General features: G+C 59.6%; 12 protein-coding genes and 3 rRNA genes. 11 read left to right on the forward strand and 4 right to left on the reverse strand.

The genetic code is table 11. From position 1 onward, the window contains the following. Complete coding sequence (locus tag G4C92_RS09825) at positions 1-1,275, forward strand: NAD(P)/FAD-dependent oxidoreductase (protein ID WP_274939684.1); 1,275 nt, start codon at positions 1-3, stop codon at positions 1,273-1,275. Position 1,276: 1 nt separating this feature from the next. Next, complete coding sequence (locus G4C92_RS09830) at positions 1,277-1,648, forward strand: DUF1667 domain-containing protein (RefSeq protein ID WP_274939685.1); 372 nt, start codon at positions 1,277-1,279, stop codon at positions 1,646-1,648. 57 nt (positions 1,649-1,705) lie between these two features. On the opposite strand, the gene G4C92_RS09835 is transcribed toward G4C92_RS09830, so the two are convergent. Beyond that, positions 1,706-2,338: a GTP pyrophosphokinase gene (locus tag G4C92_RS09835; protein ID WP_274939686.1), complete on the reverse strand. Its 633-nt coding sequence runs from the start codon at positions 2,336-2,338 to the stop codon at positions 1,706-1,708. A 498-nt stretch (positions 2,339-2,836) separates the two neighbouring features. Here G4C92_RS09835 and G4C92_RS09840 point away from each other — a divergent pair. The 5 genes from G4C92_RS09840 (at position 2,837) to G4C92_RS09860 (ending at position 10,512) form a co-directional block, all read left to right on the forward strand. Further along, positions 2,837-4,355, forward strand: a 16S ribosomal RNA gene (locus tag G4C92_RS09840). 63 nt (positions 4,356-4,418) lie between these two features. Then, positions 4,419-4,536, forward strand: a 5S ribosomal RNA gene (rrf, locus tag G4C92_RS09845). 442 nt (positions 4,537-4,978) lie between these two features. Continuing rightward, positions 4,979-7,873, forward strand: a 23S ribosomal RNA gene (locus tag G4C92_RS09850). The 16S, 23S and 5S rRNA genes sit together here, the layout of an rRNA operon. 135 nt (positions 7,874-8,008) lie before the next feature. After that, positions 8,009-8,746 (forward strand): phosphatase, encoded by a 738-nt coding sequence (locus G4C92_RS09855; RefSeq protein ID WP_274939687.1) that lies wholly within the window; start codon positions 8,009-8,011, stop codon positions 8,744-8,746. A 215-nt stretch (positions 8,747-8,961) separates the two neighbouring features. Continuing rightward, positions 8,962-10,512 (forward strand): glycosyltransferase family protein, encoded by a 1,551-nt coding sequence (locus tag G4C92_RS09860; protein ID WP_274939688.1) that lies wholly within the window; start codon positions 8,962-8,964, stop codon positions 10,510-10,512. A 48-nt stretch (positions 10,513-10,560) separates the two neighbouring features. On the opposite strand, the gene G4C92_RS09865 is transcribed toward G4C92_RS09860, so the two are convergent. The 3 genes from G4C92_RS09865 to hemB all read right to left on the reverse strand — a co-directional run bounded on the left by G4C92_RS09865 (position 10,561) and on the right by hemB (position 13,613). After that, complete coding sequence (locus G4C92_RS09865) at positions 10,561-11,265, reverse strand: spermidine synthase (RefSeq protein WP_274939689.1); 705 nt, start codon at positions 11,263-11,265, stop codon at positions 10,561-10,563. An 87-nt stretch (positions 11,266-11,352) separates the two neighbouring features. Further along, a complete protein-coding gene (locus G4C92_RS09870; protein WP_274939690.1) occupies positions 11,353-12,633 on the reverse strand; it encodes a DUF819 family protein in 1,281 nt (426 codons plus the stop codon). Next, positions 12,630-13,613: a porphobilinogen synthase gene (gene hemB, locus G4C92_RS09875; RefSeq protein ID WP_274939691.1), complete on the reverse strand. Its 984-nt coding sequence runs from the start codon at positions 13,611-13,613 to the stop codon at positions 12,630-12,632. Before hemB ends, G4C92_RS09870 begins: the two co-directional genes overlap by 4 nt. A 259-nt stretch (positions 13,614-13,872) precedes the next feature. On the opposite strand from hemB, the gene G4C92_RS09880 reads away from it, so the two are divergent. From G4C92_RS09880 to G4C92_RS09895, 4 genes are all read left to right on the forward strand, one after another. Then, a complete protein-coding gene (locus G4C92_RS09880; protein ID WP_274939692.1) occupies positions 13,873-15,387 on the forward strand; it encodes a 4Fe-4S dicluster domain-containing protein in 1,515 nt (504 codons plus the stop codon). A 92-nt stretch (positions 15,388-15,479) separates the two neighbouring features. Then, positions 15,480-16,832 (forward strand): sodium-dependent transporter, encoded by a 1,353-nt coding sequence (locus G4C92_RS09885; protein ID WP_274939693.1) that lies wholly within the window; start codon positions 15,480-15,482, stop codon positions 16,830-16,832. A gap of 99 nt (positions 16,833-16,931) precedes the next feature. After that, on the forward strand, positions 16,932-17,921 hold the full coding sequence (locus G4C92_RS09890) for a DUF2156 domain-containing protein (protein ID WP_274939694.1): 990 nt from the start codon (positions 16,932-16,934) through the stop codon (positions 17,919-17,921). Further along, positions 17,905-18,591 (forward strand): GNAT family N-acetyltransferase, encoded by a 687-nt coding sequence (locus tag G4C92_RS09895; RefSeq protein WP_274939695.1) that lies wholly within the window; start codon positions 17,905-17,907, stop codon positions 18,589-18,591. The genes G4C92_RS09890 and G4C92_RS09895 overlap by 17 nt, the downstream gene beginning before the upstream one ends. Positions 18,592-18,597 lie beyond the last annotated feature (6 nt).

Genomic DNA, 18,597 nt, shown 5'->3' on the forward strand with positions numbered 1-18,597 from the left:
ATGGAAGAATATCAGATTGTGGTCATCGGGGGCGGTCCGGCCGGTCTGGCGGCGGCGGAGGCGGCCCGCGATGCCGGGGCGGAACGGATTCTTGTGCTGGAGCGGGACGACCGTCTGGGCGGCATCCTCAACCAGTGCATTCACAACGGCTTCGGCCTTCATACGTTCAGGGAGGAGCTGACCGGACCGGAGTACGCGCAGCGGTTCATCGACGGGCTTTCCGCGCGCCGGATCGAGTGCCGCAAGGGCGCGATGGCGCTGCATCTCACGAAAGACCGGACTGTGACGTATGTCAGCCGGGAGACGGGTCTCACCCGGGTCCGGGCCGGCGCGGTGATCCTTGCGATGGGATGCCGGGAGCGGAGCCGCGGCGCGCTGCAGATTCCCGGTTTTCGTCCGGCGGGCATCTTCTCGGCCGGAACGGCGCAGCGGCTTGTCAACATCGACGGGATGCTTCCGGGCCGGCGCGCGGTGATTCTCGGATCGGGTGATATCGGATTGATTATGGCCCGCAGGATGACGCTCGAGGGCGCAAAGGTACTCTGCGTCGCGGAGCTGCTCCCGTACTCGGGCGGCCTCAAGCGCAATATCGTGCAGTGCCTCGACGATTTCGGAATCCCGCTCAGGCTGAGCCACACGGTGGTGGACATCGAGGGAAAGGAGCGTGTCTCCGGCGTTACGATCGCGAAAGTGGGGCCGGACAGAAAGCCGGTTCCGGGGACAGAGGAGCACTTTGACTGCGATACGCTGCTTCTCTCGGTCGGACTGATTCCGGAGAACGAGCTTACGAAGGAGGCAGGCGTCACGCTCAGCCCGGTGACGCGGGGACCGGTGGTCAACGAGCGCCTTGAAACCTCCGTGCCTGGGATTTTTGCGGCGGGCAACGTGCTGCATGTGCACGACCTGGTGGACTACGTCAGCGAGGAGGCGGCCAGGGCGGGCCGGGCGGCGGCTGCATTTCTCAGAGAGAAAGAAGAAAAAGGTCCGGAGAACGGGAACGGAGAGATTCCGGTGACGTTTGCCGGCGGGATTCGCTATACCGTCCCGATGTCGATTGATCCGTCCCGCGTGGATGAGGACCTTACGATCCGTTTCCGCGTCGGAGCGCCGATGCAGAAGCGGAAGATCTGTCTGTATCTTGACGGAGAGGCTGTGCTTACGCGGCCCCGGAAGGTGATGGCACCGGGCGAGATGGAGGAAGTGCTCCTCACGAAGAAGCAGCTGGCGGCGCATCCGGACCTGCGCTCTGTCGAGATCCGGGTGGAGGAGGCCTGATATGAGTACGGAAAAGCGGAATCTGACATGCATCAACTGTCCTCTCGGCTGCCAGATCGAGGTGACGCTGGAGGACGGTGCGGTGACGGCTGTTGCGGGAAACTCCTGTCCGAGAGGCGAGAAGTACGCGCGGAAGGAAGTGACGGATCCGCGGCGGGTCGTGACGACGTCCGTAGCGGTCACGGGTAGCCGGGAAGGGGCGCGGACGGTTTCGGTCCGGACGGCCGGAGATGTGCCGAAGGGAAGCGTGATGGATGTGGTGCGGGCGCTGCGCGGCGTGGCGGTCCGCTGCCCTGTGAAGATCGGCGACGTGATTCTGGAGGACGCGGCCGGGACGGGCGTCGCGGTCGTCGCGACAAAGAATGCAGACTGACGTGTTCCGTCGGAACGGATTTCGGACCCCTGCGTCTCCACGGAGGAGGCGCAGGGGTCAGTTTTCCATCCTTTCGTCCAGCTCCTGGGCGAGCTCGGCGCAGGCGTCCAGCTCCTGCCCGAGATTGCTGACGCCGTGTTTCCATGTCTTGTAGCGGAGCTGATGATCGAGACTCGCCCACCAGTCCATCGCAATGGTCCGGAGCTGCAGCTCCACCGTGACCGGTCGCGGGCCGTCCGCTGTCCGGACGGGAACCTGCATGATCAGATGAAGGCTCCTGTAGCCGTTGTTCTTGGGCTGCTGGATGTAGTCGCGCTTTTCGAGAATCGTGAGATCCGGGTCCGCGATCACGGCCTTCGCGACCTCGTAGACGTCCTCCAGCAGGGGGCAGATGACGCGGACGCCCGCGATATCGTGCATATGCTTCATGATGCTGTCCGGCTCGTATGGGATCCCCTTTTCGGCCGCCTTGTCGGCGATGCTTTCCGGTGATTTGAGGCGGGATGAGATCCGGCGGATCGGGTTTTGACCGCTGCGGTCCTGAAGCCGGCGGCCGAGCTGCTCCAGCTTCTGCGTGACCAGCTCCATCGCGTCCTCGTAAAGCTCCATCATATCCTCATATTCTTTCTGGTTCCGTGCGGCCCATTCCTCGATCGTCATGCCGCCGGTTCTGCCTGTGTCCTTCTCCATATATGTTCTCCTGGCCGCGGATTTCCCCGGCTGTTTTCTGATTGTATGATACCACGCCGGCTTGCGCAAATCTCAGTCTTTTGAAATATGCGGGCGGGAAATCAGGACGGTCTGAACGCCTGAGGCGAACAAGGACGGCGGACATTTTTTGAAAAATGCACTTGACGCGACCCGGCCGTCATGGTAGTATAGCAACCGTTCGCTCCGAGCGGACGGCTCCGACGGCCGGGAGGCCGGGAGGCACGCCGGACGAATAAAAACAAATTCGCTCTTGACAAGGCGTCAAAGCTGAGGTAAGATAGCGAATGCACTCGCAGGGAGGCAACCTTCCCGGAGCGCGGAAATACGGCAGTTCTTTGATAACTGAACAGTGAAACACATACTAACTCGAAAATCCTTTATGAATTTTATTGAGAACAAAATCTCAGCAGTAAAGTAAGGAAACGGGGAACTGAGCAGCGAAAGCGAAGTCAGTTTCATCCGGATCCGGATTGAAATCCTTAAGAGAGTTCGATCCTGGCTCAGGATGAACGCTGGCGGCGTGCCTAACACATGCAAGTCGAGCGGAGTGAAGAGAGCTTGCTTTTTTCACTCAGCGGCGGATGGGTGAGGAACGCGTGGGGAACCTGCCTCTCACAGGGGGATAACAGCTGGAAACGGCTGTTAATACCGCATATGCACACAGTGCCGCATGGCACAGGGTGGAAAGAAATTCGGTGAGAGATGGACCCGCGTTGGATTAGCTTGTTGGCGGGGTAACGGCCCACCAAGGCGATGATCCATAGCCGGCCTGAGAGGGCGACCGGCCACATTGGGACTGAGACACGGCCCAAACTCCTACGGGAGGCAGCAGTGGGGGATATTGCACAATGGAGGAAACTCTGATGCAGCGACGCCGCGTGAAGGAAGACGTGCTTCGGCATGTAAACTTCTATCAGCAGGGAAGAAGATGACGGTACCTGACTAAGAAGCCCCGGCTAACTACGTGCCAGCAGCCGCGGTAATACGTAGGGGGCAAGCGTTATCCGGATTTACTGGGTGTAAAGGGAGCGTAGACGGTGATGCAAGTCTGATGTGAAACCCCGGGGCTTAACTCCGGGCTTGCATTGGAAACTGTACCACTTGAGTACTGGAGGGGCAGGCGGAATTCCTGGTGTAGCGGTGAAATGCGTAGATATCAGGAAGAACACCGGTGGCGAAGGCGGCCTGCTGGACAGTAACTGACGTTGAGGCTCGAAAGCGTGGGGAGCAAACAGGATTAGATACCCTGGTAGTCCACGCCCTAAACGATGAATACCAGGTGTCGGCAGCTGAGAGCTGTCGGTGCCGCAGCAAACGCAGTAAGTATTCCACCTGGGGAGTACGTTCGCAAGAATGAAACTCAAAGGAATTGACGGGGACCCGCACAAGCGGTGGAGCATGTGGTTTAATTCGAAGCAACGCGAAGAACCTTACCAAATCTTGACATCCCGGTGACAGATTCAGAAATGAGTCCTTTCTTCGGAACACCGGAGACAGGTGGTGCATGGTTGTCGTCAGCTCGTGTCGTGAGATGTTGGGTCAAGTCCCGCAACGAGCGCAACCCTTGTCCTCAGTAGCCAGCAGGTAAAGCCGGGCACTCTGAGGAGACCGCCAGGGACAACCTGGAGGAAGATGGGGATGACGTCAAATCATCATGCCCCTTATGATTTGGGCTACACACGTGCTACAATGGTGTCGGACAAAGGGAAGCAAACCCGCGAGGGGGAGCGAATCCCACAAACGGCATCCCAGTTCGGACTGCACTCTGCAACCCGGGTGCACGAAGCTGGAATCGCTAGTAATCGCAGATCAGCATGCTGCGGTGAATACGTTCCCGGGTCTTGTACACACCGCCCGTCACACCATGGGAGTCCGCAACACCCGAAATCAGTGGCCCAACCCGCAGGGGAGGGAGCTGCTGAAGGTGGGGCGAATGACTGGGGTGAAGTCGTAACAAGGTAGCCGTATCGGAAGGTGCGGCTGGATCACCTCCTTTCTAAGAGAGAAGTAGAGAGAAATGTGTTTCACTGTTCAGCTATCAAGCGATGGCTGAAGGAAATCTGGCGGCGATGCGTCCGGGGGAAACACCCGTACCCATGCCGAACACGACGGTGAAGACCCGGACGGCCGAGAGTACTGCACTGGAGACGGTGCGGGAGGGCAGGTGGCCGCCAGGCATTCAATTCTTAGCGAACGCGAGCCGAAGGCGAAGCGTGAGGTTAGAATTGAAGCCGTTCCAGCGAGCAAAGCGAGCTGGAACATCCTCAGCAATCATGGCGGCATGCAATGTTTGACGCATCCGCTGTGGCTGTCATACAACTGATTCGGCTGTGTTCTAAAGCTGAAGTCAGCAGGCATGGAAACGCACCTTGAAAACCGCATATACCGAGAAGCACCAACCTGAGTGTTTCGTTTCCTGATCTTCTTTAAGAAGAGATGGGACAGACGGACACGAAAGGTTGAAGCGCAGACAAAAGATAGGAAAAGACATCAGAGGCGTGATCCGGAAGGATCACAAATCAGAGACAAAGGTCTAGAAGCAATACAGCAGCCGGAACGGCGCGAAAGCGCTGGGACGGCGGACCGTACCGGGCATACGCTAGTGGCCGGTGCGGACATGGTCAGGTAAACAAGAGCGCAGGGCGGATGCCTTGGCACTGGGCGCCGATGAAGGACGCGATAAGCTGCGAAAAGCTGCGGGGAGGAGCACATATCCGCTGATCCGCAGATGTCCGAATGGGGCAACCCGCATGAGCAGACCTCATGCACCGCAGACTGAATCCATAGGTCTGTGGAGGGAACCTCCTGAACTGAAACATCTAAGTAGGGAGAGGAAAAGAAAACAAACGTGATTCCGTCAGTAGCGGCGAGCGAACGCGGAAGAGCCTAAACCGGCTGGCTTGCCAGCCGGGGTTACGGACTGCAAAGAGAATCCGAAGCGAACCGGAACGGTTTTGGGAAAGCCGGCCGGAGAGGGTGAAAGCCCCGTAAGGGAAAGCGGAAGGGTTCGGGCAGGATCCAGAGTACCACGAGACACGGGAAACCTTGTGGGAAGTCGGGGGGACCACCCCCCAAGGCTAAATACGACCCAGTGACCGATAGCGGACAGTACCGTGAGGGAAAGGTGAAAAGTACCCCGGGAGGGGAGTGAAAGAGAACCTGAAACCCTGTGTTTACGACCGGCGGAAGCACCACGCTTGCAGGTGCGACCGCGTACTTTTTGTAGAACGGTCCGGCGAGTTGCGGGACGCGGCAAGGGAAAGGATGAGGACATCCGGACCCGGAGGGAAACCGAGCCTTAAGAGGGCGCCAGTCGCGTCACGCAGACCCGAAACCGGGTGATCTACCCATGGCCAGGATGAAGGGGCCGTAAAAGGCCCTGGAGGTCCGAACGCACATCCGTTGAAAAGGGTGGCGATGAGCGGTGGGTAGGGGAGAAATTCCAATCGAACCCGGAGATAGCTGGTTCTCCTCGAAATAGCTTTAGGGCTAGCCTTCACCAAGTCTTGCGGAGGTAGAGCACTGAATATCCGCGGGGGCGTCAAAGCTTACCAAAGATTATCAAACTCCGAATGCCGTGTAGACGATGGTGGGGAGTCAGGCCGCATGAGATAAGTCGGGCGGCCAAAAGGGAAACAGCCCAGACCAGCAGCTAAGGCCCCAAAGTGCGTGTTAAGTGGTAAAGGATGTGGGATCTCGAAGACAACTAGGATGTTGGCTCAGAAGCAGCCACGCATTCAAAGAGTGCGTAATAGCTCACTAGTCGAGAGGTCCTGCGCCGAAAATGACCGGGGCTGAAACACGCCGCCGAAGCTCTGGGATGGCGGAAGCCATCGGTAGAGGAGCATTGCCGCGGGGGCGAAGCATGACCGACAAGGGCATGTGGACCCGCGGGAAGAGAGAATGCCGGAATGAGTAGCGAGATGAGGGCGGGAATCCCTCAGGCCGAATATCCAAGGATTCCAGGGTCAAGCTGATCTGCCCTGGGTAAGTCGGGACCTAAGGCGAGGGCGGAAGCCGTAGCCGATGGACGACAGGTGGAGATTCCTGTACTGCGATGCGACAGAACTGCAGGGACGCATTTCCAAAGTCTGACCGCGGATGGAAAACGCGGAGAAAGCGGGAAGGCGGGCATGGGATAAAAGACATGCGGAACGCCATTCCGTGAGACGACCGAACTTCAAGTAGGAGAGAGGGCGGAGGGAGTGCCGGGAAAAGCTGCTATCGTTCGCACCGTACCCGTACCGTAAACCGACACAGGTGGATGAGGAGAGAATCCTAAGGCCGGCGGAAGAAGTATTGTTAAGGAACTCGGCAAAATGACCCCGTAACTTCGGGAGAAGGGGTGCCGTCCTCCGGGGCGGCCGCAGAGTCCAGGCCCAAGCAACTGTTTAGCAAAAACACAGGTCTATGCAAAGCCGGAAGGCGACGTATATGGGCTGACGCCTGCCCGGTGCTGGAAGGTTACGAGGAGGGGTCAGCGAAAGCGAAGCCCTGAATCCAAGCCCCAGTAAACGGCGGCCGTAACTATAACGGTCCTAAGGTAGCGAAATTCCTTGTCGGGCAAGTTCCGACCCGCACGAAAGGCGTAATGATTTGGGCACTGTCTCAACAATACATCCGGTGAAATTGAAGTGCCAGTGAAGATGCTGGCTGCCCGCGCCAGGACGGAAAGACCCCATGGAGCTTTACTCCAGTTTGTTACTGGGGTCCGGTCGATGATGCACAGGATAGGTGGGAGGCAGAGAAGCAGCTGTTTCGGCAGATGCGGAGCCAATGTTGGGATACCACCCTTCAGCGACTGGGCTTCTAACCTGCCGCCGTAAGCCGGCGGGGGGACAATGGCAGACGGGGAGTTTGACTGGGGCGGTCGCCTCCGAAAGGGTATCGGAGGCGCTCAAAGGTTCCCTCAGGATGGACGGAAACCATCCGGAGCGTGCAAAGGCAGAAGGGAGCTTGACTGCGACACCGACGGGTGGAGCAGGTACGAAAGTAGGACTTAGTGATCCGGTGGCAGTAAGTGGGAATGCCATCGCTCAACGGATAAAAGCTACCCTGGGGATAACAGGCTGATCACTCCCAAGAGTTCACATCGACGGAGTGGTTTGGCACCTCGATGTCGGCTCATCACATCCTGGGGCTGTAGTAGGTCCCAAGGGTTGGGCTGTTCGCCCATTAAAGTGGTACGCGAGCTGGGTTCAGAACGTCGTGAGACAGTTCGGTCCCTATCCGGCGTGGGCGCAGGAGATCTGCGGGGAGCTGGCCTTAGTACGAGAGGACCGGGCTGGACCCGCCGCTGGTGCACCTGTTGGGCCGCCAGGCCCATGGCAGGGTAGCCAAGCGGGGCAGGGATAAACGCTGAAGGCATCTAAGCGTGAAGCCCCCCCCAAGATGAGATCTCCCATTCCTTCAAGGAAGTAAGTTCCCTCAGAGACGATGAGGTTGATAGGGCAGAGGTGGAAGCGCCGCAAGGCGTGGAGCTGACTGTCACTAATCGAACGAGGACCTGACCAAGAGGAAAGCGCGGCGGAAGGCCGCGGCTGGGATTGCACGGGGTATATGCGGTTTTGAAGGTACGTGGGACCTCCCTTCGTGGGGGTTTTTTTTGTATGTTCAGAACAGAGACGGACACGTCGGAGGAGAGAGACGATGAAGAATCTGGTTGCGGATATGCATATGCATACACTTGTCAGCGGACACGCCTACGGAACCATCCGGGAGATGATTCAGGCGGCTTCCGAGAAGCATCTCACGATGATCGGCATCACCGAGCACGCACCGGGCATTCCCGGCACGGTCGATCCGTTTTACTACTATAATCTCGAGGTGATTCCCCGTGTGATCTCCGGCGTCGAGCTGTATCACGGAAGCGAGATCAACGTGCTCAAGGGCGGCCATCTGTCGCTTGAGCAGAAATACATTGAGCGGCTTGATTATGCGATCGCCGGTATTCATACCGTCTGTTACGAGGATGAAGGACGTGAGGCCAACACGGACAATCTGATCGCCTGCATGCAGCATCCGAAGGTTCGGATGGTCTCTCATCCTGACGACGATCACACTCCGCTTGATTATGAACGGCTGGTCGAGGCCGCGAAGCGTTTTCACGTCGCGCTGGAAGTGAACAACAGCTCACTGATGAAGAAGGACCGGCGCCTCAACTGCTATGAGAACTATCACACGATGCTCACGCTCTGCAAACAATACCGCGTGCCGGTCATCGTCTCCTCGGATGCTCACGATCCAAGCGGCGTCGGACGGTTCGCGCTTGCGAAAGAACTTCTTGAACAGGAAGAGATGGATGAGGAACTGATTCTCAATCTGGACGCGGAGAGGGTGCAGCATTTCCTGCTGGATCCGGTTCCCGGAGAGGAAGCTCAAATCTGATCCGGCATTCGAACGCCGGTCCGGGTGCATTTGAAAAAAGGCTTATTGCCGGGACCGGTATGGTCAGGGCATGGCGGACAGGAGTGTCTGTTCCGGGAATTTTCACAAAAAGTGGAAGAATATTTGCATAAATTCGGATGTGAATATTTGGTGAAAGTGTTGGACTCTCATTGCGTTCAGCTGTATAACTGAAGGCGGTGGGAGGATTCTTTTTTATGAAAGTCGTACACAGGAAACAGGGACCGGGGAGAGGAATCCGGGCGGCGGCCGACGGGTTCACTCTTCTTGTTTTTCTTCTCCTGTTTTTTTTCTCTGTTCGCAGTCTGATCGTGGATGAACCGTTCTCCGGCACGCCGTTTTCGCCCGCCGCCGCAGTTCTTCTGCTTGGCATCGACGCGACGCTTCTTCTGATGCTGGTCGGTATCGCCGGCAGGACGCTGGAGGAGCATTGTGAGCACCCGGAACGGGCGGTCTTTGTGATGGCGCTTCTGCTGTTTGCGCTTCAGATGGCGGTCATTCTGTTCGGCCATTTCAAGCCGAGAAACGATCTTTCCTATGTGGTGCAGGGCGCGAAGAACATCATCCTCAAGGGTACCGCTCATATCAACGACGGCATGCCGAAATGGGACAAGGTTTACTTCTATACGTACGCGAACAACCGGATGATTCTGATTCTGATCACAGGTCTTCTGCGCCTCGAGTATGCGCTGACCGGCTCGATGTCCAATCTGCTGCCCGAGATCGTCAACGCAGTCGGACTGAATCTGTCGTACGTCTTCATTTATCTGATAGCCGCGAAACGGTACGGGAAGAGACGCGCTCTCGGCTGTGCCTGCTATGGCCTGCTGCTGACGCCGCTGGTCACCTACGCGGCCTTCTTCTACACGGATGCGATGGCGATGCCCTGGATGATGGCGTCAGTCTATGCGTTTGTCTGCTGGCTTCAGGCGGGCCGGCACGGAGGAATGAGCTGGCTCCGCCGGACGCTGCTGCTTCTGGCCTCGGTCTTTCTTCTCGCCGTGGCCTATGAGATCAAGGGCAGCGCGGGTCTTCTGCTTCCCGTGTACGGGGCCTTTATCCTATCCGGCGCCGCGGGCGGAAAATGGAAGACCGTACTGCGGTATGCGGTATACGGCTTGGCGTCGGTGCTTGCCTTTGCCGTGCTGACATCCGGGCTCAACCGTGCGATGGCGCAGTCTCTTCAGCTTGACCCGGCCAAGGAAGAAAAGTATGAATTCCCGATGATCCACTGGGTGATGATGAGCGCCTCGGGATCGGGCGGCTACTCGGGTAAAGACTACCGCTATACGAGATCCTATAAGGGAATCGAGAACAAGAAGCTGGCGGACCTTGAACGGCTGAAGGAAAAGCTGAAAGAGCAGGGAATGCATTTCTGCCGGCATCTGATGGAGAAAGTCGGACGGACGTGGAGCGACGGAAGCTTTATGGCGGCCCACTACATGAACCGGACGGACGTATTCGACTCGAACTGGTTCACGGTCTGGGCGGCCGTCAGCCATTTCGCGATGATGATGCTGATGATTCTCTCGGCAGTCCGGGCGGTGGTTCATCCGTCGAAGGACCGCAGCCGGCTCTTCCGGACCGCTCTTCTGATGCTGGCGCTGTTCCTCGTCGTGTGGGAATCGAAGAGCCGCTACGTCGTGCTCTATCTCCCGTTCATGGCACTGATCGAGGCACCGGACTTCAGAATCAGAGGACTGGGCGTGCGGAACGGCAGACGCGTCGGCGCTTTCGAGCTGACCTGACGGAAGCCGGGGAGCGCAGCGTGCTGACGATCTGATGAGCGTCCGGTATCAGAGAGCATGATTGGAGGCGGCCAGAAGACAGTTCTGCATCTCGCGCGGATCGAACCAGCTCTCATCCTGGTTGACCGCGATCATCTGAACGAAGGGAAGGTGACGGGCGACGCGCCGGACCATAAGGCGTCCGGGCAGTGCGCGGACGCCGCGGACGGCGGTCAGCGTGTTGACGAGATAGACGCCGCCCTCTGTCAGATGAGCGGCGACGGAGGCCGTTTCGGCGTCCGCGCGGCCAATGCTCTTCCGGCCGAGAAAGGCGTCGTTGATGATCAGATCGAATGTTTCCTCCGTGCCGTCAAGCCAGCGGAATCCGTCTCCCGGAATGAGACGGAACCGTTTGTCCTTCTCGAGTCTGTCGAGACCGAAATAAGTCCGGGAAAGCCGGATGATGTCCGGGGAGATCTCCGAAACGGAGATCTCCCCGTTTTTGTACCGGTCCAGAAAGTAACGCGGATAGGCGAACCCGCCGCCTCCGATCAGCAGTACCTTCCGGATTTCGGGACGCGCGGCGAATGCGAAGGAGAACGCTTCCATATAGCGGAACTGAAGGGCCGGAGAACCCGACGGGGCGATCCGGACGGAGGACTCCGCGTGTCCGTCGACGTAAAGCGTGCGGACGGTGGAGCCGCCGGCGGTTTCATCGCGGATGACGATGCGGCCGAAAGGCGTTTTCAACTGTTCAAGAGTTCGGATCTTCATGACGGTTCACTGCCTTTGCTGTGTGTTTAAAGAGGGCCCGAACCGGAAGAAACCGGTCCGGGCCTTTCGATCCGGAGGCGGGAGCGGTCATCTGAGACCGATCCAGGTTCCGGCGAGAATGCCGTAATAATTGCCGAGCACGTAGCCCAGCGTGCCGGTGAGCACCGCAGGCACGATCAGATCCTCCCAGCCCCGCGCGACCGCCATCGCGGCGGCGGTGGTAGGGCCGCCGATGTTGGCGTTGGAGGCGATGGCGATCTCCTCGTTGCTGAAGCGGAGCAGCCAGCCGCTGACGAAGCTGAAGAGCATGTTCATCCCGACGATGATCATGCAGAAGACAAGCAGAAGCGGCGCCTTCGTCAGAATCAGACTGAGCGAAGCCGGAACGCCGATCACCGCGAAAAAGACATGAATCAGGTAGGTGCCGATCTCCTCTGCTCCGGCGAGACGCCCGATTTTCTTCGGGAACAGCGTGGCGAGCACCATCGTGAGCGTCGTGATCAGAAGATACTGGTTGCCGAGGAAACCGTTCAGCAGCGTCAGCAGGAAGCCGTCCTTCGGGATCACCGAGGAGAACCAGCCCGCGAGCGTCGAAGAGACCGCGACGACGAAGGCGGAGACGGCGAATACGGCGGCGATGTCCTGAAGCGAAACCTTCTTCGGTTTCCAGTAGGATCCCGCGCCGCCGGATTTCTTTTCGTTTTCCGGGGAAGCGGCGGAAGCCTTATCCGGTCCGTCCGCCCGGACCGCCGTTCCCGGAACGGTTCCGTGCGTCCGGACCTCGTTCACCGGGCTGATCGGGCGGCGCCGCCGGCTGAAACGGCTCATCCCTTCCGGAATCGCCATCAGCACGAAGAAATAGATCACCATCACGAGGTTGTCAGCTACGACCGCGGCGGAGACGAGATTTGCCTTCGCGTGATAGTTGTCAGCCATCGCGACGAGATTCACGGATCCGCCGGTGTAGGTGCCGATCATCATCGGCACCGCGCTGGCGAGATCGGGGATCCAGGGCCTGAGCAGGCGGTAGGCCAGCAGCCCGCCCAGAACCGTCCCCACGCCTCCGATCAGAAAGACGATGATAAGCCGTCCGGACCGCCGGCCGATCTTCCGGATATCCGCCTGAAAGAGCAGCATCGGGATCGCCAGCGGAACGGCGTAGTTCCAGACTACGTCGTAGGCGCTGGACTCGGTGGGGATGATGTGAAGGTTTGTGAGAAGCATCGAGCCGATCAGGGCCAGCACGCAGCCGGTCATCTTCGCGGCCCACCGGTAGTGCTGCTCGAGGTAGATCGCGGCGGACGCCACGCAGGCCAGCACGCCGAAGAGCGCCCAGCTGTTGTCAGCGGAGATCAGGGTCCCGTTCATCCGATCTCGCCCTCCCGCATCATCTGCGCGAGCTCTTTCGCGAAGTAGGTGAGATAGAGATCCGCGCCGGCGCGGTACGCGCTCACCGCCATCTCGCCGATGATGCGCCGCTCATCGATCCATCCGTTCCGCGCGGCGGCCTTCACCATCGCGTATTCCCCGCTCACTGAGTAGGCCGCTACCGGCACGTCGGAAAGGGCTTTCACGTCGGAGACGATATCAAGGAAGGACATCGCCGGCTTGACCATCAGGATGTCCGCGCCTTCGGCCAGATCAAGACGCGCCTCCTTCCGGGCTTCCCGCCGGTTGTGCACGTCCATCTGGTAGCCGCGCCGGTCACCGAACTTCGGCGCGGAATCCGCCGCCGAGCGGAACGGGCCGTAGAACGAGGAGGCGTATTTGACCGCGTAGGACATAATCGGCGTGTCCGTATGACCCGCCCCGTCCAGCGCGGCGCGGATCGCGGCGACACGGCCGTCCATCATATCGGACGGAGCGACCATATCCGCGCCGGCCTCCGCCTGGGAGACCGCGATCCGGGCGAGCGATTTCAGCGTCTTGTCGTTGGCGACGTGATGACCGTCGAGAATGCCGCAGTGGCCGTGGTCCGTGTACTCGCACATGCAGACGTCCCCGATCAGGTAGAGATCCGGGAACTCCCGCTTCGCGAGACGGAAGGCCTCCTGCACGATGCCGTGCTCGTCACAGGCGGCGCTCCCGACGGCGTCCTTGTGAGCGGGGATACCGAAGAACATCACGGCGCCGACGCCGGCTTCCGTCACCGCCTCAAGTTCCTCGGCCAGATGATCGAGGCTCACCCGGTACTGCCCCGGCATCGCCGGGATCTCCTCGCGGATATCCGTCCCCTCGATCACGAACATCGGATAGATCAGCGTCGATGCGTCCATCCGCGTTTCGCGGACCATCTTCCGGAGAACAGGGGTAGTGCGGAGCCGTCTCGGCCGGATTGTCATATTCATTGTCAGAAACTCCTTTCGATTGTCAAATATGGTCAGACAGAAAAAGAGACCTGCCCGCCCCTTTTGCGGAGCGGGTACGTCTCTTATCTCATTTGGCGTAGAGTATAGCACAGGCAGCCGTGTTTCGGCAAGCGTGCAGAGGCCGATTGCCTTGACAACCGTCCTTTGCAGTTGGTAATCTGTGTAAATAAGGAAATGCATGTGAGGCGGGCCGCGTATCCGGACTCGGCCGGTGAGAGAAAGTGAGAGGGGCAAAGCCATGAGAGGACTCTATTCATCGAAAACCAGAATCCGTCTGCAGGTGTTCACGGAGATCGCCAGAATGGCTTATCAGGGCGATGATCTCCGGGTGCTGGACGAGCTTCCGTACCGGATTGTCCCGGGCGAGGTGGCGACGTACCGCAACGACATCTTCATCGAGCGCGCGGTGGTCGGCGAGCGGCTCCGCGTCGCGATGGGCATGTCGCTCCGGGACGTGACGGAGCACGCGCCGATCTCCAAGGGCGTAGAGGCCAGCGCCATCGAGGAAAAGTACTACGAGCCGCCGCTGATCAACATCATCAAGTTTGCCTGCAACGCCTGCCCCGAAAAGAGAGTGCTGGTGACGGAGGGCTGCCAGGGATGCCTTGAGCATCCGTGCCGGGAGGTCTGCCCGAAGCAGGCGATCAGTATGGTCAACGGCCGGTCGTACATCGATCAGGAGAAATGCATTCGCTGCGGACGCTGCATGGAGGCGTGTCCCTACAACGCGATCATCCGTCAGGAGAGGCCCTGCGCGAAGGCCTGCGGGATGGGCGCGATCCACTCGGACGCGATGGGCCGCGCGGAGATCGATCAGGAGAAATGCGTCTCCTGCGGCATGTGCCTCGTGAGCTGCCCGTTTGCGGCCATCGTGGACAAGGGACAGATCTACCAGACGATCATGGCGCTGAAGAGCGACACGCCGGTCTACGCGATTCTCGCCCCGGCGATCGCGGGTCAGTTCGGCCCGGACCTCACCAACGAGAAACTCCGTCCGGCCTTTAAGGCACTGGGCTTCACTGATGTGGTGGAAGTGGCGACCGGCGCCGACCTCTGCACGATCGAGGAGGCGCAGGACTTCCTTAAGGAAGTGCCGGAGAAGCTGCCGTTCATGGGCACCTCCTGCTGCCCGTCGTGGTCGATGATGGCGAAGAAGCTGTTCCCGCAGTACGCCAACTGCATTTCGATGGCGCTGACGCCGATGGTGCTGACGGCGCGTCTGGTGAAGGAGAGGGAACCGGACTGCAAGATCGTCTTCGTCGGCCCCTGCGCGGCGAAGAAGCTGGAGGCGAGCCGGAGAACGATCCGGAGCTACGTGGATTTCGTGCTGACCTTCGAGGAGGTCAACGGTATGTTCCAGGCGAAGGGCGTCGACTTCAAGTCGCTTCCGGAGGACCGGAAGCTCGATCGGGCGAGCGCCGACGGCCGCGGGTTCGCGGCGGGCGGCGGCGTGGCCGCGGCCGTGGTGCGGGCGGCGAAGCGTCTTGACCCGGACCGGGAGATCAAGGTGGCGAGCGCGGCCGGACTCGCAGACTGCCGCAAAATGATGATGATGGCGAAGGCCGGAAAGTACAACGGCTATCTGCTGGAGGGTATGGCCTGTCCGGGCGGCTGCATCGCGGGCGCCGGCACGATCCAGCCGATCCGCCAGACGGGCGCCTCCCTTACGAAGATGATGAAGGAAGCCTCGTTCGCGGAGAGTATGGATACGCCGTATCAGGACGACCTCGAGAAACTGGAAAACTTCAAATAAACGGCTGAGAGACGGGCGGGCCGGCGCGGCCCGCCCGTTCCCGGACCGGAGCGTTAAAGACGGACTGACAGGTCAGACGGAAAAGAGGAGACATGGAGCGGGAGAATTTCGGATCGAGGCTGGGCTTTCTGCTGGTGAGCGCGGGCTGCGCGATCGGGATCGGAAACGTATGGAAATTTCCCTTCGTCACGGGCCAGAACGGGGGCGGCATTTTCGTCCTGTTCTACCTGCTGTTCCTGATCATCATGGGGATGCCGATTCTGACGATGGAGCTGGCGGTGGGCCGTGCGAGCCGCCAGTCCATCGTCCGCGCCTATCAGGCGCTGGAGCCGAAGGGGACAAAATGGCACATCCACGGCTATGTCTGTATCGCGGGCTGCGCGCTTCTGATGATGTATTACACCACGGTCTCCGGATGGATGCTGGCGTATTTCTGGAAATACGCAGTCGGTGAGTTCGAGGGCGTGCCGACCGATCGGATCGGAGACGTGTTCAGCCGTCTGCTGGCGGACCCGGTGCAGCTGACCGTCTTTATGGCGATCACGGTGGCCGCAGGCTTCCTTGTCTGCAGCTCCGGCGTGCAGAAGGGCCTTGAGCGGGTGACGAAGGTGATGATGACCGGTCTCTTTCTGCTGATTCTGGTGCTTGTCGTGCATTCCCTGCTGCTGCCCGGCGCGGAGGAGGGCCTCTCCTTCTACCTGATGCCGAGCGTCAGCCGGGCATCAAAGGTGGGCATCGGCAAGGTGATCACCGCGGCGATGAACCAGTCCTTCTTCACGCTGAGCCTCGGTGTGGCCGCGATGGAGATCTTCGGCAGCTATATGTCGAAGGAACGCACGCTGCCGGGCGAGGCCGTGACGATCTGCGCGATGGATACGTTCGTGGCGCTGATGGCCGGACTGATCATTTTCCCGGCCTGCGCCACCTATCAGGTGAACGTGGACGCGGGGCCGGACCTGATCTTCATCACGCTGCCGAAGGTGTTCGGGAATATGGCGGGCGGCCGGCTCTGGGGCGCGCTGTTCTTCCTGTTCATGTCCTTCGCCAGCTTCTCCACGGTGACGGCTGTATTTGAAAACCTGATCGCCGTCGGGATCGATACCTTCGGCTGGACGAGGCGGAAGTCGGTAGGCGTCAATTTCATCGTCATTCTGGCTGCATCCATGCCCTGTGTGCTCGGCTTCAACGTGCTTTCCGGCGTGAACATTCTGGGGCGGGGCAATGTGCTGTCGTTCGAGGACTTCCTCGTCAGCAATCTGATGCTCCCGATCGGCTCGCTGATCTTCCTGCTTTTCTGCACCACGCGTCTCGGCTGGGGATACGACCGGTATCTTGCCGAGGCCAACACCGGCCGGGGGCTGAAGATGGCCCGACGGCTGCTGCCGTACTTCCATTTCTGCGTGCCGGTACTGATCATCATCATTCTGGTCACCGGTCTGATTTGACGGCACGGCCGGCTCTCTCCGGGCGGAGGGCCGGCCTGTCATCTCTTATCCTTTCCGCCCGGCAGTCAGGACATACAACACAAGACAAAAAGGAGTTTTATGAATCTGATTTTTCAGAAACCGGATCCGAAGGAGGCAAGAGACCTTGCCCCCCTGTTTTATGCGCGCCCAAACAAGACCTGCGATTCAGGCATGCTCGACACCTATCTCTGGGGAAATTACTACAACACGAAAATCTGCGTGCCGGACGGACGGGCCGTTCTGATGCTGATGCATGACGGAGGCGAGTCCTTTTCTTCCATGCCGTGGTGCCGGGAGGAAGATCTGCAGCACTACTTCGGCGTCCTCGAGCGGTATTTCAACGAGGAGCTGGGGAAGCCGCTCAAGATTTATCTCGCCGACGAGGAGGCGGTCGAAGCGCTGCGCCTCAAGGAGAACCCGGATTATCTCGTGAGAGAGGAGACCGATCTCAGGGATTATCTCTACGACGGAGAGAAGATGCGCACGCTGGCCGGCCGGAAGTATCAGAAGAAGCGCAACCAGACCCACAAATTCGAGCGGGAGTACGCGGGACGGTGGGAATACCGTTCGCTGCACCATGACGATTTCAGCAGCATCGAAGCCTTTCTTGACGACTGGTTCGCCCGGCGGATCCTGGAGGAGGAGAATGCACTCGACTCCCTTCAGGCAGAGCTGCTCGGGCTGAAGCTTCTGATCGACCACAGCGACGAAATTCCATGCAAGTGCGGCGCGGTCTACATCGACGGACGGATGGCCGCGCTCTCGATCGGCTCCTTCAACAACCTTGAGAAGATGGCGGTCGTGAGCGTCGAGAAGGCGGATCCGGACATCGACGGGATCTATCAGGTGATCAACCAGCAGTTCCTGATCCACGAATTCCCGGACGCGGTGATCGTCAACCGGGAGGATGATCTCGGGCTGCCGGGCCTCCGCCAGGCGAAGGAGAGCTACAACCCCATCGGCTACGCCAGAAAGTACATGGTACTGCAGACCAACGTGAGGGGGTACGAGAAGGAGCTGACGGACCAGTTTGAGAAGGAAATCGCCGAATATGACACGGAATCCTGAGGAAGCGGTGATCCGGGTGCTTTCCGAAGGCGATCTCGGCGCGAAGCGCGCCACGCGGCCGCTCTATGAGCAGGCCTTCGATGATCCGGAGGACTTTGTCGACTACTATTACGCGGATAAATGCGCGGACAACCGGATGGTGATCGCGGAATCGCCGGAAGGGAAGCTTCTGTCGATGGCGCATCTCAATCCCTATACGCTTTGCGTCATGGGACACGCGGTGAAGAGCGCGTATATCGTGGCGGTCGCGACGGACCGGGCGCACCGGCATAAGGGGCTGATGACGCAGGTGCTCTCTCGTGTGTTTACGCTCTGCGCGTCGGAGCATATGCCGCTGATCTGGCTCCTTCCGGTGGATCCGGCGATTTACACGCCGTCGGGTTTTGAGGTGATCTGCGACTATCAGAAGGACGGCTCGCTGCCTTATGGCGAGGTGCGGGCGTCCTGCGACATCTACTGCCTCCGCGACCGGACGTATCTCCGGCGTCAGGCGATCGAGGAGAAGCTTGACGAGGAGGACGCCTCTGAGGCGCTCCCCGCGGACCCGAAGATTATGATGAAGGTGACGGACCCGGCAGCGCTCCGAGGTCTTCTGCCGGACGCAGACGGCGCAGGGACGCTCTATGACGCCCTGCGCCGCTGCCGCTGTTATTTCAGAGAGGAAGTCTGATCCGGT

The organism is Chordicoccus furentiruminis, assembly GCF_019355395.1.
GTDB lineage: Bacteria > Bacillota > Clostridia > Lachnospirales > Lachnospiraceae > Chordicoccus > Chordicoccus furentiruminis.